Origin of the sequence: Alkalihalophilus sp. As8PL (genome assembly GCF_040939795.1) — a bacterium.
Classification (GTDB): Bacteria; Bacillota; Bacilli; order Bacillales; family Bacillaceae_D; genus Alkalihalophilus; species Alkalihalophilus lindianensis.
Map to the genome: position 1 here is coordinate 181180 of NZ_CP162550.1, position 16952 is coordinate 198131.

Annotated in this window: 16 protein-coding genes; 1 reads left to right on the top strand and 15 read right to left on the bottom strand. The window is 36.1% G+C overall.

The annotated features are described in order from the left end of the window. Positions 1-7: 7 nt before the first annotated feature. From AB3N04_RS00920 to ssb, 5 genes are all read right to left on the bottom strand, one after another. Positions 8-3403, bottom strand: coding sequence for a helicase-related protein (locus tag AB3N04_RS00920; protein ID WP_368502690.1), 3396 nt, complete (start codon positions 3401-3403; stop codon positions 8-10). Positions 3404-3509: 106 nt separating this feature from the next. Then, complete coding sequence (locus tag AB3N04_RS00925) at positions 3510-4553, bottom strand: DUF6094 domain-containing protein (protein ID WP_368502691.1); 1044 nt, start codon at positions 4551-4553, stop codon at positions 3510-3512. A 245-nt stretch (positions 4554-4798) separates the two neighbouring features. Beyond that, entirely contained in the window at positions 4799-6352 is a 1554-nt protein-coding gene (dnaX, locus tag AB3N04_RS00930) for a DNA polymerase III subunit gamma/tau (RefSeq protein ID WP_368502692.1), read from the bottom strand. A gap of 84 nt (positions 6353-6436) precedes the next feature. Beyond that, positions 6437-7075 carry a DNA repair protein RadC gene (gene radC, locus AB3N04_RS00935; protein WP_368502693.1) on the bottom strand — a complete coding sequence of 213 codons (639 nt, stop codon included), beginning with the start codon at positions 7073-7075 and terminating at the stop codon, positions 6437-6439. Positions 7076-7208: 133 nt separating this feature from the next. Beyond that, on the bottom strand, positions 7209-7739 hold the full coding sequence (ssb, locus tag AB3N04_RS00940; protein WP_368502694.1) for a single-stranded DNA-binding protein: 531 nt from the start codon (positions 7737-7739) through the stop codon (positions 7209-7211). 261 nt (positions 7740-8000) lie between these two features. Between ssb and AB3N04_RS00945 the strand changes: the two genes are divergently transcribed. After that, positions 8001-8372: a hypothetical protein gene (locus AB3N04_RS00945; protein WP_368502695.1), complete on the top strand. Its 372-nt coding sequence runs from the start codon at positions 8001-8003 to the stop codon at positions 8370-8372. A gap of 412 nt (positions 8373-8784) precedes the next feature. Here AB3N04_RS00945 and AB3N04_RS00950 read toward each other — a convergent pair whose 3' ends face one another. The 10 genes from AB3N04_RS00950 to AB3N04_RS00995 all read right to left on the bottom strand — a co-directional run bounded on the left by AB3N04_RS00950 (position 8785) and on the right by AB3N04_RS00995 (position 16736). After that, a complete protein-coding gene (locus tag AB3N04_RS00950) occupies positions 8785-9597 on the bottom strand; it encodes a DUF2971 domain-containing protein (protein WP_368502696.1) in 813 nt (270 codons plus the stop codon). Between the two features lie 159 nt (positions 9598-9756). Beyond that, positions 9757-10209, bottom strand: a complete 453-nt coding sequence (locus tag AB3N04_RS00955) for a hypothetical protein (protein ID WP_368502697.1) — start codon at positions 10207-10209, stop codon at positions 9757-9759. Between the two features lie 53 nt (positions 10210-10262). Next, positions 10263-10982, bottom strand: a complete 720-nt coding sequence (gene istB, locus AB3N04_RS00960) for an IS21-like element helper ATPase IstB (protein WP_003320558.1) — start codon at positions 10980-10982, stop codon at positions 10263-10265. Then, positions 10979-12478 carry an IS21 family transposase gene (gene istA / locus AB3N04_RS00965; RefSeq protein ID WP_368502698.1) on the bottom strand — a complete coding sequence of 500 codons (1500 nt, stop codon included), beginning with the start codon at positions 12476-12478 and terminating at the stop codon, positions 10979-10981. Before istA ends, istB begins: the two co-directional genes overlap by 4 nt. A gap of 267 nt (positions 12479-12745) precedes the next feature. Further along, positions 12746-13453, bottom strand: a complete 708-nt coding sequence (locus AB3N04_RS00970; protein WP_368502699.1) for a hypothetical protein — start codon at positions 13451-13453, stop codon at positions 12746-12748. Positions 13454-13996: 543 nt separating this feature from the next. Further along, positions 13997-14416 carry a hypothetical protein gene (locus AB3N04_RS00975; RefSeq protein ID WP_368502700.1) on the bottom strand — a complete coding sequence of 140 codons (420 nt, stop codon included), beginning with the start codon at positions 14414-14416 and terminating at the stop codon, positions 13997-13999. Positions 14417-14492: 76 nt separating this feature from the next. Further along, complete coding sequence (locus AB3N04_RS00980) at positions 14493-15254, bottom strand: hypothetical protein (protein ID WP_368502701.1); 762 nt, start codon at positions 15252-15254, stop codon at positions 14493-14495. After that, positions 15251-15511 carry a hypothetical protein gene (locus AB3N04_RS00985; RefSeq protein WP_368502702.1) on the bottom strand — a complete coding sequence of 87 codons (261 nt, stop codon included), beginning with the start codon at positions 15509-15511 and terminating at the stop codon, positions 15251-15253. Before AB3N04_RS00985 ends, AB3N04_RS00980 begins: the two co-directional genes overlap by 4 nt. After that, positions 15486-16001: a hypothetical protein gene (locus AB3N04_RS00990; protein ID WP_368502703.1), complete on the bottom strand. Its 516-nt coding sequence runs from the start codon at positions 15999-16001 to the stop codon at positions 15486-15488. The genes AB3N04_RS00985 and AB3N04_RS00990 overlap by 26 nt, the downstream gene beginning before the upstream one ends. 324 nt (positions 16002-16325) lie before the next feature. After that, on the bottom strand, positions 16326-16736 hold the full coding sequence (locus tag AB3N04_RS00995; protein ID WP_368502704.1) for a hypothetical protein: 411 nt from the start codon (positions 16734-16736) through the stop codon (positions 16326-16328). Positions 16737-16952: the final 216 nt, after the last annotated feature.

A 16952-nucleotide genomic window follows, 5' to 3' on the forward strand; every position in this document is an offset into this window, starting at 1 on the left:
TTTCCTCCTACATATCTCCGAATAAGTCAAAAGCCAATTGTCCATCAGACAACTTCTTCTTCCCTTTTCCAGTGTGATTACTAGCCACTAGTTTAATACCAGTGTGCTTTTTACGTTCTTCCACTTGGCTTCTATTATTCGTCAAGTAAGCGACTATTTCAGCGTCCGGTACCATTGCGAATCCAAATGCGTCGATAAGGTCCACTTGTAGCTGATCATCTATTACTGTGAAACCAGATAGACCTTCATCAATTCGTGCTAAGATGGCATCGATATGATTCAAAGCAAATCTCTTACTGACCGAACTTGTAACAGAAGCTTCAATCCACGTAATAATCTGTTCCTTAATAGATACACTTTCAAGTTCTTGAGATTCTACCCCAGCCATACGGAGAGTTTGATTCGCTAATGACTTCATACGGTTTTGAAGAACATCTTTAAAGCTGCCTTCTGATACCGTTTCTACATTTTCCATATCTTTAGCCGCTAACTCTTTCCAAGCAGTAGCAACATCTGATGTGGCAAAACATGCTGCCAAATCACTAGCTAATGAACTCACTTCATCTCGTGAATACTTTGCTAATTCCCCTTTATCAAGTCGGCCCTCAGTCATTAATGCGTGACCACGAGCTGACATGATTGTTAAGAATTGTGCCATTTGTTGGGTCCCGTTATATACAAGGTAGTAAACGCGGCACTCTTTTTCTTGACCAATACGCCATGCTCTTCTAGAAGACTGTCGAATTTTTGATACTTCATAATTCAACTGATAGTAGATAATGGTCGGCCAATACAAAAGATCGAGCCCCACTTCTACTAATCCCATATTACAAATTACAACTGGGACTTCATTTTCCTTTAATTGATCAAGCTTCTCTTGTCTTTTATCAGTTCCAATAGCTGTTGTCAGGATCTCAGAATGAATACCTTCTTCATCTAGTAGCTCTTTAATACGTTCATTAATGCCGTATTTACCAGAGTAGTTAGTAAAGATTACAGCACGACGTCCTTCTGACAATTCCTTTTTAACAAGCTTCAACATTCTACGCTCTTTAGCATGCTTACCTTCTAAAATAGGTGCTGAGATAACTTTACCTTCCGCTTCACCAGTACCTTTAAACTGAACAGAAGCACCAAAGTCAGGTCGGTCACCATAGTTAATCGTAGAAGGGATGAACTTACTAAACGCACCTTTTGCCCCCATACGAGCCGCTAAGCTACAATGGTCGAATAATTCATCATGAAACAGTCTGTAATAAGCTTGATGTTCAGGGTCCATATCAACAAAGATAGGCTCCTCTTTCAGCTCAACTAATGGTAACCCCATATCACCTAACTCTAGGAAACAAGCTTTGTGCAGGAGGAATTGAGACGTCATTTGAGGCGCTATACCAGGCTCTTCTTTTGGAGCATATGGTTTACGTTTTTGTCTTGTATGAACACCTGATTCATGACCTTCTTCGAACTTAACCACTTGCTTTAACTTCCCGTAACGTTCTGCCCATGTAATAGATCCAGTCTTGGCGTTTACACCTGCAGCTAACAAACTTTTCGCATCCGTTCTCCATAAAATTTCTTTAATCGAACTTGATTTACCGTTTGTTAGAGTTCCAGTTAAAAGCAAATTTTTCTTAGCAGCTTTAACCATTTGAGCGAAAGCATAGCCACGTCCAGTACCATCAGCTTTGCATTGATGTACTTCATCCATAACTAAAAGGTCAAACCATCCATTACACTTTTTCAACACTTCTGCAATCATCACAACTGGTTTATTGCGAGTTTCACCACGAGAGCGAAGAGCTGGACGGTAAAGCTTAGATTGACAATTAAAAGATCCTTTTTCTACAAAGGCATCTTCTTTATCAGACATATCTTTTACTCCTAATGCCTTCCACTTTAAACGTTTGGATGACAGTTCATCTTCAATAAATTCCTCTTTTTCTTCATGATACTTCTCACCATAAAAGCCAACATGATTTGTACAAGTTGTCACCTTCTTTGTCGATTTCCACTTAACCTTTTCATCTTGAATTAAGCCGTTAGGTAACAGTTTCTTTTCAAAACGAGCATCTGAAATAGCATCAGCGGTAGGTGGTACACCATCAGCAACATCCTCCCAATCAAGTGGCTCGATCCCGCCTTCTACTTTTTTATGAAGTCTTCTTCCACAATCAGGACAAAACCAACCAAATTCTTGGGTTTCACCTTGCTCATGAATCGCTTTCCAAACCCCTGAAAAGAACAGTTCGTTTCCTCTTTTGGCTTTATCAATACCAATTAGGAAAAACTCTAAACCAGTTGGTTCATAGCCTGCCTTAATCTTTTGATAAAGCTTCATCATTTCATCGGCACTTTTGATGATCGTGACCTTTGCATTTGGTAATGTCCCTAGAATCTCTTTTGTCTTCCATTTAGGTAATGTAATACCAGGTGCAGATAGTAAGACCGCAAGCCCTTTTCTAGATTTCTTTTTCTGACCGGACGGTACCATTCTTAGGTTACGTTCTCTTTTCGCTTGAAGAATACGAGCTACAGCTGTGGTAATTAAGCTCTTACCAGTCCCCATATCTCCACTACATATAACAGAGTCTTCATCATCTAACGTATTCACAATTGCCTGTATCAAGTTAGCTTGAGCAGGGAATGGAATTCGTTTCAGCGTAGCAATGGCAGGATCAATTGGATCGCCTACATTATGCTGTGGCTTTAACTCTGATAACATCTTTGCAAAAATATCGGAGTTGTTAACCATGTATTCCTTCATAGTCCACTCAGGAGAAAATGCGCCTTCTAAGTGTGTTGACGGAATGGTTAATACCCCTTCTGCTAGACTTCGATTCATGATGTCAATAACATCACTTTCGGCTGCATTCAATCGGACCGCTTTCAACTCTGGCCATACAGTCATATAGTCTTCATTGCGTATGATATCTAGTGGTTGAATATAATCATCAAATAAAGTGTAGTAATGCTCAGACCATTCCTTGGGTAAACCGAAACGATTAATTACATGACGGGAGACACACTCAGCAATATTTCCTTCAGTAGACACAATAAATGCTTTATTGGATTCTTTAGAAGGGTCTACAACTTGTTCTTCTACACCTTCAATACGTGTTAAAGAGTTATACAAAACCCCATGTACTGTATCACCTTCACCAATTTTTCTTTCTTTTCGCTTATATGCCTCAGAATGGTAACGTTCATATTCCGTATTATTGAGAAATAGCGGTCTACCTTCCAGAAAACCTGCATTCACTGCAATAACTTCCTCTGGTAATCCCATATGTGAAGCAAAGACAACTCGGTTAGTGTGGTTTTCATCTCGATCTATTACCATAACATGTAGAACAGAATCTACATGGCGGTCCATACCTCTCATTGTTAAACGTTGATTTTTCATTAGAATGCCATAACTATCAATAAACAGAGAGGGTCACCCCTCCGACTGCATTGAAAGTCAGAGGGCTTCCCTCCTTTGTTTTTTAAATTATTTTAAACTCTATTTTTTACTCTAAATCAAAAACACCTTCTGCTGTAAATGAACGAACAATCGATTTAAAGTGTTTTGTATACTCTTCACCTGTTTGACGACCTTCATCGTCATGAATCGCTTTTACCTCTGTAACTTGTTTCGTAATACCAGAAATAATATGATTACCAAGATTCCCTGATATAGGTCCACTTGCAACAGCAATCCCACCATGAGTTGGTTTCAGTGGCAACATAGGACGGCCCATAACAGCTCTATTTTCTAGAGGTGTTAGTTCCTTTTCTACATCTTGTAATAAGCCGCTAGATGCTAAATCCCTTAATAATTCTTCAGCATTCAAACGTCCGGCACGAAATAGCTCAATTGGTTGGGCACCGTCAAACTTGATAGTGAAATTCTCTGTATCTAACTCTTCCAGAGTTGGAAGTGGTACAAGAGATCCATCAACTTCTTTTTTAGCAATTTGTCTTAAATAAGCACTTGTTTTCTTTCGTTCCTCTTTATCAGGGCGTCCAAAATGAGCAAAGACCACCACCTGTTTAAATACATCAAAATGATTATCTGTAAAACGATACACTTTGATATCTTTAAAGCGGGAAGATAAAACATTGGCACAAGCTCCTAAGACATATTGCGGAACACAAAATAGCAATAAGCTATCTGGAGCAAAGATGTTCTTACTCTTTGAACTTAATGCCCGTAGGAATCTTAGCTCAGTTCTTTCATGAAAAACTTCATCATATGGAGGGTTTAACAAAACAAGATTATATTTGTTTTCAGTGCGGACATTTTCATATCCTTCATTTAAACAATAATCCAATACTTGATTTGCCTGTTCATAACGTGTCTTTTCTAATTCCACTCCATACGTGCTTACCGCTTGATATTGTTGCTTAAGATGTTGCTGCATATGAGCTAATGCTTCACCTTTCCCACAACATGGATCAATCATGTTAAGTACACCTTCACCTTTTACAGACATTGCATTTTCAATGAGCTTTAACTCGTCAAGCGGCCAAGGGTAATAGCCTAGTTTACTTTCACTCGCAATACGAGCCATGTAAATCACTCTCCTCAAAGTAGATTTAGATTTATCTATATAAAAAGAGCGCCCTTAAACCAGACCAAAAGGAAAGGTAAAAAGACACTCTGAATTGTTTGCATATAAAAAGCCCACTCGTATAAGAGGAATGGATAGATCGCTCTATCATCTTCTTACCCGATGGGCATAGCAATGTGTTTTAAAGTTAAAAAGAGAAAAGATATACCTACATTATACCTTTATACACATTGGAAAGCTAGATGTTATACAGTTGTTGCATTTCGATTTTGCATAAATTTTTCTTTCAAACTCTTCCATTGATTAGGACTAATTACAACTAATCTTAATGAACGAGTGGTAATATCTTCAGTCACTTCTTCAATAATATCAATCTCATTCATAACCTCAACTGATCTAGAGGTTACCAATACAAAATGTGTTTGACTACATAAAACCACATTTGATTCTTTGTCTAAGATAGAATATATTGATTCATCTACTAAACACTCAAGAATTCTACTCCAACACTTTGAGTTGAAGATCGTCAAATTTTGTTTTGATGCTTCTTTCATCACATTCCAAGCTTTATCAACTTGCTCATCTACTTCTCGCATAGCTGGAGGACTAATTGGCTTAGATACTTTAGGATTGATCGGTTGATCATTTCGACTATGCAAGGTAGCCTCAAGTTGATTGATCTTCTCTTGTAGTAAAGAGTAAGCACTATCTTGTGAATCCGTCTCCAAATAGTTTGCTGCTTTAATCAATGTGGTTTCTAAGACGATTTTCGGACTAAGAGCGTACCTCATATCTCGTAGGCCTTCCTCACAAAATGAGATTAATTGATACAAGTCATCATGCGATATTGAATTTGAGATGGAGCGAAAAGATGACGCATCAGATATACGTTCCAATGACTTAATACCCGACTTAATCATGAGCAAATCTCTTAGGTAGGTCATCAAATCATGACAAAAACGATCTGGACTCTGACCATTATCGATTAATGATGTCACTTGATCAATCAATAAACCTTTATCTGAATCTACCAGAGCTTCGATAGTGGTTTGTAAGTGTTTTTGTGACACACTACCAGTGATCTCGTTGATATGTTCTATTTTCAACTCTCCGCCTGCATAACTGATGGCTTGGTCCAACAAGCTTAATGCATCCCGCATTCCACCTTGAGCAACGCGTGCAATCATCTGTAATGCATTGTCTTGAGCCTGGAATTGCTCTTGACTACAAACATAACGCATTCGATCAACTAAATTCTTATCAGTCATGCGTTTGAAGTCAAAACGTTGGCATCTTGAAATGATGGTCACTGGAACTTTGTGAGCTTCCGTAGTCGCTAAAATGAAAATGACATTTTTAGGCGGTTCTTCTAATGTTTTAAGCAATGCATTGAATGCACCTGTGGTAAGCATGTGGACCTCATCAATGATATAAACCTTGTATTTAGAGGAAGGAGCAAACTTCACCTTTTCACGAATATCTCTTACTTCGTCTACACCGTTATTCGATGCTGCATCCAATTCCACCACATCAGCTATCTGATCCCTAGCTATTCCTTTACACGTTTCGCATTTGCCACAACTCTCACCTTCATCTGTTAAGCTCTCACAGTTAATGGTCTTAGCAATTAATTTAGCTACACTTGTCTTCCCCGTCCCTCTCGGACCGACGAATAAATAAGCATGCGATAGCTTATCTTCAAAAAAGGCATTGTGAATGGTACGAGTAATGTGTTGTTGTCCTACGACATCCTTTAATAGTTGAGGTCTGTACTTTCTATATAGCGCTTGATATGACATATAAATCACTCTCCAATTAGATTTTTTATAGAAAAAATCCGTTGGACTATACGGAATGTATAAGCCCAACGGTTTTTATATTTGTTAGATGACTCCCTGTTCTTTTAGTGAAACAAACACTTTATCGCCTACAATAATATGATCTAAAACCTCTATACCTATTATCTTTCCCGCTTGAAATAACCTTTTTGTCATATCACGATCCTGATCACTAATAGTAACGTCACCACTTGGATGATTATGACAAACAACTACCGAAGCCGCAGATAATTCCACACCCACTTTAAATACTTCGCGAGGGTGAACGTAAGAGGAATTTAGCGTTCCTTTGGTCATTTCTCGTTTAGCAATTACTTTATTCTTAGTATCTAAATAGGCTACACAGAACGTTTCTTGCTGTTTGTAGGTTAGATATTTGAATAAATGATAAGAATCTTCAGGGGTTCTAATAACCTGTACATTTTTAGAGTGTTCTACCATCGCTTTTGAAGTTAACTGCATAACAGTATACAAACGTTCCGCAATAGCTTTTCCAACTCCAGGAACCTCTTGAAATTGATTAACAGAAAAATTCATAAGTGCTTTTACTTGATACGTAGCTAACACATTGACGGCTTCTTGATTTTCTTTCCCTATCAACAACAACAATAGATCATGAAAGCTTAATGAATCCGCACCGTACTTCACCATTGTCTCTTTAACTTCGTTCATTGATTTTTTCATAGTAATCTCCTCCACGAACTCCAGCCCCAAAGGTGGCATGAAGCATCGTGCCACCTCTGTTTTATGCCGGAGTGGAAGGCAATTTTTAGTTAGTTAATTCACTCAATAAAATGTTATACCAATATAATGACTCTTAAAATGGGAGATCATCATCACTAATGTCAATTGGCTTACCATCATCAGCAAACGGGTCAGAGTTGAAATGGTTACCAGAAGATCTACCGAAACCATTGCTACCTCTACTTACACCTGAACCTACAGGTTGACGTTGTTGATTTTGCTGACGATTACCTTGATTTGATGATTGACTACCACTTGATTGATTACTTTGGTTTTCATTATTGTTCTTAGGTTCTAAGAATTGAACACTCTCTGCTACTACTTCTGTAATAAAGACACGACGGCCTTCATTATTATCATAGCTACGAGACTGAATTCTACCATCAGCACCACATAAGCTACCTTTTTTAAGGTACTTCGCAGCGTTTTCAGCTTGTTTACGCCATACAACAATGTTGATGAAGTCTGTTTCACGTTCTCCTTGTTCATTTGAAAAGTTCCTATTACAAGCCAACGTAAAATTACAAACTGCCACACCAGAAGGGGTATAGCGAAGCTCCGGGTCCTTAGTCAATCTTCCTACTAGCACTACTCTGTTCATCATATAAATCACTCTCCTTAGAATATTATCTACCTCTATATACGCAAAAAAGCCCACCGGAATATTAAATAAACGCAAAAGCGCTCATGAAATGTCCGATGGACTTACTATTATTAGCATAAATATAGAAGAAGATATGCCTTTATTATAACTGAGTATTTTAGTGTAAACAATAACAAAAGTACTAGATTTTATCTTTATTTAGCATTTATTAACATAAGTGCTATACTTCCCATAATAAATCCGATAGAAATGGTGATAGACATGCAGAACCTGTATACAAGCTGGTTTAATGATGAGATGATGCCTAACGTATATATTTTAAGAAGAGATATTGAATTAACAGTAGGGAAAAAAGCAATGGTGTCTATTGCTGATGGAAAAGCAACAATTTTCCGGCACCCGAAAGCTCAAGAACCTTTTCTTTATGTAACAGCAGAAGACTACTATGAAGATCCAATTGAATATATGATTCGTGAGGTAGAACTAGAGTCTCGTACATTATTCTATTATGACGAGGTTAGAAAGACAGTGATTAAGTCGAAAGCAGCTGAGAGATTGCTTACTGAAGATGATGCTCTAGATATATTTTTGACACTCTCTCGTTGTTATGAAATAGAAGATGGTCAGAGATAAGCAAACTCTTAAAAAAGATTATTGGAATATCCCCGCTATGGGTATATTCCAATTAACCATTGATTCAACTAAAGCAAATGATCTTGTCAAACTAAACCTATCTTTAATTTCTACTATATCTAGGTGATACTGCTCCGCCCCTATATACCATTTATACCCTGAAGATTTAAACGAATCGCAAGTTTCATTCTTCTTAGTCCTAATATGATAGACGGAACATATATTACCTACATTATAACTAAAACATAATAAGCACTTCTTTTTGTTATTCGTAGCCAGCTTAACACCGAACTTCTCCTTATAAGCTTCTCTTTCAGAGTTTGACATTTTACTTTTCGCCACTGGAATCTCCCTTTCAAGAACAGTAATGGCTTTATTTGTACTAAGTTTAATATAAAGGCTAATATGGATACTATTTTTGTTTGCGAATTTTCAGATCAGACAATCTCAGATCCAAATTACTGAGGTTTGTATATTTCTCTATGATACTTTTCACCTTATCATTATCTTCTGCTGTATTTAAAGGGCTTAGTACTATCTCCATCTCTTCAAATACTTCTTCTTTAAAGGGAAAATCTATATGATTATTCATAAACGGCATCTTAACTAAATCTGATTTCATGAGTTGAACCATTTCTTCCGGTTCACCTAAATATCTTCCGCTATTGTTATTCCTATAGTATTCTTGAGGAACCGCTATTAATCTGTACCTCCATTCTGATTGTCCTGACCAATACTCCCTTTTAAATCTTCCTAAATGTGTGGTATTAAAGCTTAGAGTAGCACTTTTTTTACCACAATCTTCACAGCTATTATCATTTATATTTAGTACAGATAGATTTATTAAACTATCATCCTTTGTATAAGTAACTGGCATGAGTTCTGGGTAACAAGGTGGAGAAAGAAAGATATCATTTCTTTCATTTATAGTCGAACCTGATTCAGATAATTCACTATCACTTACTCCAATTTCAAAAAAATTCATGGGTAGACCAATTCGTACTCCATTTTCTTTACCAGCATATGTTCTCCACATATCTACTGATTCTTGTATTAAATCAGTCCAACAGGAAACAAAACATATTTTACCTATATCTTCATAATCAGAAGTCAGTGATTCTTCTATATCATCAACGACGCCTAGGCTCGAAAACCTAATTGTTTTATACTTCATGATTAATTCAAACGTTTCTATACTACAGTAATGATATAAAATGTTCGACAAATTAAGAAGCCCCCTATTTTAACCAAAGATTTTTTATATTTTTTAGGCTCATACAATACTATCTTATCTCAGCTAAAAATATTTGTATATGTCTCCATATAAACCAAAAAACCGCCCCTCATTAGGACGGTTGAATATTAATTCTTCACTTTGATAGAACTAACTAAAATAAATCTTATAAGTACTTACATTAGCGTTCATATTAAGTGTTCTCGTGTAATTAGTTCCCCATTGAGGAGAGAATTGGAAGACACCAGATGCAAAACCATTTCCTAATCTAACTTCGTGGATTGTGTTCCCGATTGGAGTTACATCCATTCCTGCATTCCAATTTCTTCGTACTTGATGATTAGCAGATACAGTTTTAACTACTTGATTCTGAAGATAATCTACTGTAAGGAACATGGTCATCTCAGTCATACATACTCCTCCGTGACAGTAAGAAATATCCCCTCTAATTCTTTTTTGTCCACTACTTAAAGTGAAGAAACCAGTATCATCTTCTTTTACAGAAATTTTGAAAGTGTGTCCGTCTTCTTCAAAAATAAATTCTTCATCTAGTTCTAATTCAACTACCCCTATTTCATCAAGTACCTCTTCTGTATTTGGCAATTAAAAAATGTACCAAATGGCAATTAAATATGCATGCCACTTGTCACTTCAAATTATTGATGCAATAAAGACTCTTTATAACGAAAACTATCTCCTTTAAAAACAAGTAAATGAGAATGGTGAATCAGGCGGTCAATGACAGCTTCTGTTAGAATCGGGTCGCCAAAAACATGATTCCATTGACCGAATTGAAGATTGGTTGTAATCACTATACTTCGGTTTTCATAACACATAGAAATCACTTGAAATAAAAGCTCTGCTCCTTCTTTGTTTAACGGAATATAGCCGAGCTCATCAAGTATTAAAAGGTCTAGCTTTTCGATTTGTTTCATCAGCTTTGGTAGAGTGTTTTTCTGGTTTGCTTCAATTAGTTTATTAACCAAGCCTGCCACTGTATAGAACTTTACCTGGCTGCCAAATCTATGTATGGCATTTAAGGATAGTAATGTTGCCAAATAAGTCTTTCCTGTACCGACACCACCGTATAAAATAAGGTTTTCCCTCTCCTTAATAAAGTCACCATTAATGACAGCTGTACGTTCAATTCCTTGTGGAATTTGTATATGTTCCCATTGGAAAGGAGTAGAACCTGTCTTCGGTAGCTGAGCTTGACTTAGTAATAAATTAACTTTTCTTTCTTCCCGATTTTGGACTTCCTTTTCAAAAAGCTTTAATAGGTACTCTTCATTTGTTTCTGCTTCTATTTGATTAAAATTCTCTCTAATCCAACTTAACTTTAGTCGCTTTGCGTAGGCTTGTATTTGCTCGTTCATTCACTCGTACCCCCTTGAAAAAAAGCATCGTAATGAGAAAGCCCACGAGTTGCGCTAGGTACTGTTGGAACATTAAGACGAGGAGTAATCGCCTCATAAGATGTACCTTGATTTAGTAGAGAATAGAAACAATGCTTGATTTGATCCGCACTAGGATGACCATGTGAAGAAGCTAACTCTAATGCCTCATTCAATAAAGTAAAATCATTATTTTTTAAGAGCGTAGCTAAAAGACGTAAAACTTCTTTCTGCTCTTCTTCTGTACAATCTCTTAAAAAGTTGGACCATTCAAGGGGAAATTGGTCATATAAACTAGAATATTTAATTGCCTTTGGACGTTTTGATAGTAAGTGTAAATATGGTTGCCAGTTCATCGACCTTCTTTTTACTCCATATAAACGAGAATGCTTTACAATAACCTGACGTTCTTCGTTCAATACAATAATAGAGTTATAGGTTACACAAATATTTATGCGCTGCTTGGCAAATCTAGGCGACGTTGAATATTCCTTGTTATCGATGTTTATAATCCCGTATTTATCTGCCTTCACTTCCTGATAACGCACACATTCAAACTTCTTCTCAGGAAGGATAAGCCATTCCTTTTTGTCTTCCTTATATAACTCTGATTGAAGCGTTTCTTTTAAGTAGTGTGGACGATTTCGGTCTTCCTCTGCGCATTGCCAAAGTGTTTCATTAAATTGGTCGAGATCCACTATGGTGCACTCGGGTAATAAGAAGTTATTTCGAACATATTTCACCATTGCTTCAACGTGTCCTTTTTCATTCCCCTTCCCAGGATTACAAAATTCGTAACTGAACCCATAGTGTAAGACAAAACGTTCAAATGTATCAGTGAGTTCACGTTCACCCTTACCTTTTATCTTTTTCACGGCGGGGGATAAGTTATCGAATCGTATCGTTGTCGGCACACCACCCATATAGTGAAACATACGTTGTAGACCCTCTAGTAAACACTCAGTGTTTTCCGAAGGAAATACCTGAAACAGGAATGAATTACTGTACGGAAATGCCATCACTAAATACGGTAGGTCTATTATCTCTGATTCATATAAGAAGGGTGCTGTACCAAAATCAACTTGTGCTGTTCCTGGTATGGATTCAAGAGGTAATGAAGCTCCTTCTATATATTCTTTTAGCTCTTTCTTCCTTCTTGAAACATAGTCACGAACTGTACGTGCAGAACCTTCGAAGCTATGAAACTTAACTAACTGCTCGTACATTCTTTTGGCAGTTCTATGATTCTTCTTTTTCTTTTTTAAGTCTTCTCGAATCCACTTATCTAAAATAGGCTTCACTGGATCCATCACTCTAGAGCTTCTTTTCTGTGGTTTTTTTACTGGAAACTCTTCTTGATTCGCATACTTAGAAACTGTACGAGGATCCAGTTCCATCTTTCTTGCCACACTGGAATAAGTTCCACCTTTTTGATTCACTTCATGTCTGATATAATCAATTTGTGCCACTGCTAACATCTCCTAATAGCCTCCTGTTAAACGTTGTTGGTCCAACGAGGAGTTTAAAGTTATTATGAGAAGTTGACAAGTGGCTTTTTTAATTTGTGTAGGGCCCTCCGGGCCCTACACAAATTAACTGCCATTCCCTACATATTTAGTTTGCCATAAACACCTCTTCAAAATCTTTGTCATTTGCACTAACAGTAGAAAAACCAAAAATCAGAAAAGAACATAAAAAAATTAGTGTAACAAACACCTTATTTTTCATATATACCTCCAAAAATTCTAATGTAATGTCGACATCGTAATGTGGGAATTATTGTTTCGGTCAACTCTTAATCTTACTTCTCTAGTAGTAGACATAGGTGTACCAGTAAACTTAGCGTATTGCTGCCAATAAGCGTGACCGTACCCTGCGCCATTCAGTACATAATTATCTATGCTTGTTAATCTATAATCTACAGCACGATTACCATTCGAAATAGTAGCGAGAACATTACTTGTAGCTGTCACTCTTCCCATGCTATGACTATATGTATACCACAGTTTATTTGTAAATGTAGTGACGGTCACACCATTAACTGATATTGAAGTGCTTCTTTGAGCCGTGAGGTTAGAAGAACTTAATGGCTGTACAGTACTTAAAGGTTGATTAGGAGTAGCCTCTTTAAATTCAATAGTCTCCTCTACATTTATTGAATTTCCATTAATATCTCCCTCGTCATCAGACAAAACTTGTTCTATGACTTTAGGGTTGGCCATAGCATCAAAAAAAGTTTCTTGCTCCTCAGTAGTTAAGGCTTCGAATTCCTGTAATGTCTTCATTTGATGTTCATTTAGCTCTTCTTCATTTTCTTTTAGTTCTAACATATGTTGGACCATTAAGTCCCTGATCTCATTATCAATTTCATCGTTTTCTTCAGCAAATATGTTACTCATCCCCAAAAAGAAAACTGAGGAAAACACCATCAAAAATGTTAATAAACGCTTCATATCTCTCCTCCTAATAAATTGATTGAAACAGGGCCCTATTTCGTTCACAATATTAACATACATATTTAGGAAAAAATACACTATATTAGTAGATTAATATCTATTTGAGTATATGAAATTAGAATGAATATGGAGTAGCTTTTGAGAATAAAAAGGAAGTATGACTCATTTATCTAAGAATTCCCTTTATATTATTGTAGTGTTAAGGTATATAAAAGATTAGATAATTTATGCTTTAGTAAGTTTAAAGGGGGATATTAATGGATTCGACACATGATAGGATTATTCTTTACATCATTTGCATTATTTTTCCTATAATCGGAGTAATATTATTTCTAGTGTGGATAGGAGATAAGGATAAAAAGAAAATGGCTAAAAATTGCCTTTATATGGCCATAGTCTCAATGCCCGCATGGATGCTATTCGGTTTAATGTTATCTTATATTACTTAGTTGATGGTAAAAAAAGAAGAAAAGTATCGCATTTTGTTAGATTCCTAAACATCCTAAATGTAAAAAAGACCGTCCAAATAATTTTGGACGGTTAAAACAATGTTAATTGTTCACTTTGAAAATCCATCGATACAGATGGATTTTCATCATGATTTAAAGGTTGAACTACTTTACTTTCATTTAATACTTCTTCAACCGCAAGATTCATTTTAAGATCCTCTGCGATCCATTCCGCAACATTTTCTACTACCTTTTGGAGTTCTGCCGATTCAAAAAAGAATTGTTGAACGTCTTCAGCATTAAAGATACTTTCAAATGATGCATCAAAATAGTAATAAAACCCCATCTTCACATCTTTCAAATACTCTTCTGCCAGGTCCCCTAATTTCTTTTCCATTAGATAGATCATTAATTCATCAAACACCACTTGATCAACCTGTTTACGAGGACAAAATACTAGTTCAATTCCCTCCATATTAATCTCAATTGCTTCCATTACACTCAAGTTCATACGATTCACCCTCTTTAATATAGTAAAAGAGACGGTGACTAATACGTCATCGTCTCTTTATGGCCATTACACAACCTTATGAAACAAGCTTAATGTTTCGAAGGATATAATTATTATTCTTTGCCACTTTCTTGATTGTTACGTTTAAACCTCTTCTTAGCCCAAGGTTATCTACTAAATCCATTTCTTCATCAATGGCTGCTACCTTGGTGAAAACACCCTCTTCATTACGAAATGTTAATTCATAATAAGGGCGCTTCCCATTAATTACATCGCAATCGTGAAACTCTAAAGTCTCAATAAATTCTTGATCTTGCTTCTCTTCCGTCTCCTCTGAATTAGGCTCTTCGGTCGGAAGCGTAGCATTCTCGATGCCTTCCGGTACTCCTTGATCCTCATTCTCAAAAGTGTCACGTTCTGATTCATCTAAGAATGAGATACCACAAAAGGATAAAGTCGCTCGTCTAATAGCCTTTGTACCAGCCTGCATAATAGCATTTACAAGGTCATTTGACTTTAGAGGCTGATCTTGTGCATCCACAATCGAAACAGCACCTATTGACTCCTCACAACGCTTCCCATCACTAACTTGACCTGTGATTTCATATACTCTATTTGCTATGATTTCTTTTTTAACAATCTTACTCGAAAGGTTGTTAATGGAACGCAGTTGATCGGTTGCTGATCGCAATGCATACATCATTGTCCCATTCTTTGTTTTTAAAAAAGCGAAGGGCTTTAATTTAGGATTCAACCCTAGCTCCTTACAAACATTCAAGTAGTATTCTTCCTTTTCAGCTTCACTCATTTTAGATAGATTCATTTTGACAATATTCATACTTCAACCACTCCCCCTGTTTCGATTGATCCTACAATCCAACTCTCATAAACCTCTTTTGCAATTTTCGCTTGGGTATTAATATAAGCCACCTTATTATCATAAATCTCACAATACCTATGACCATTCTCTTTCTCCAAGCTAATAAGAGCATCCCCAACATTTGATAGAAATTCCGGTAAATGCTTTATCGGAATCTTTATACGATGATGTCCATAATCACCTTCTTGATTAACTACTCGTGCGTAAACGTCCATGTAGCTCACTCTCCTTTTCAAAATCTTCGATTCCTATTAATACATCCAAAGAACGCATTGATTCTTTTAAAAATTCTAAGGTTCCTTTGCCTTTCTCTGCGCGTAATTGAAGGTTAAGATACTGATCAACCACAACAATGTTAATCCCGTTCATTGATCGATACAGCCCTCTCACTTCATCAATCGCTTGCAACAAAGGTCTATCCTTCAAATCACTAATCCAATCTTTTGGGATCATCACATCGTACTCGACGGCAGTAAATTGAATAGGTGACTGTTCATTAAGATTCACAAGCCATTCGGTAAGATTGGTAACCTTCGCACAAAATACACGATAGCCAAAAACGCCTGATCTCCCTCTGCATCGAAAAGGTACGACAAAAATATCTCCCTCTCCAATCATGAAGTTTCCGTTCACTTCCTTGCTAGGAACTAACGTAAGAAATCGCTCTGGTGCTACTGATAGAAAAAAAGTAACCTTGTACACCATAAATCACTCTCCTTAGAATGAGTTTAGTCATATACACTTACAACTCTTAAAAAAAAACACAAAAAAAGCCCACTGAGCTTGATTTGATTAGTTACAAATCAGGCCCAATGGGCTTTCGTATGTTTTTAGATAAAGAGTAGTAAATATACTTTTATTATAAATGAAGTTAGTAATAATATACAATAGAGTTTTAAAATAGATTTTACAAATAAAGAATTTTCAATTAATTAGGTCGGTTTATCTCGTCTAAGTCTTTAGATGCTATTGATTATGTATGTGAGATTATTAGTATGTATACAATATAGATCGTTGACCTATATGTATTTATTGATTAGTTTGATCTAATTTAGTAGCAACAGAGCCTTCTGGATCATTTACATATAGAACCTCATCCGATTCCTTACTGAACAAGAGATATTCTTGCTTTAAATATATGTCTTTCTGACCTCCTGTAATCTCTACTTCTTTATAGAATGTATTAGATGGATGTTTTTCGATATGCTGTATAATTTCTTTTGATACTTCATTTAAGTTTATATTTTCAATATCAACTAAAATATATTCAGATTCATAATGTTTTTCTTTCTTCTTCGGATTATATAATTCTTCTTTTACTAAGATTCCTCTTACTTCCATTAGACTATCATCATTAATCAGTCTCAATGTTCTAGAAATAAAATATCTTGGTTCTTTTTTAAATAACTTTACCTTTTTTTCTTCGTCGTTTAAGACCATATGCTTCACACCTTTGTCTTTTCGTTTATAGACACCTTCTAATGTTTTTCTTATTTTAACTATACCGATTAATAAACAAAAAAATACGTAAAAACACAGATTTTATCGATCACCGACTAAAGATTGTCCAATTCGCTAATATATAAAGTATCACAAAAAGAACGACTTTGAAAGATTAATACACATTTTTTACCAAGAAATCATGCAAAATTACAC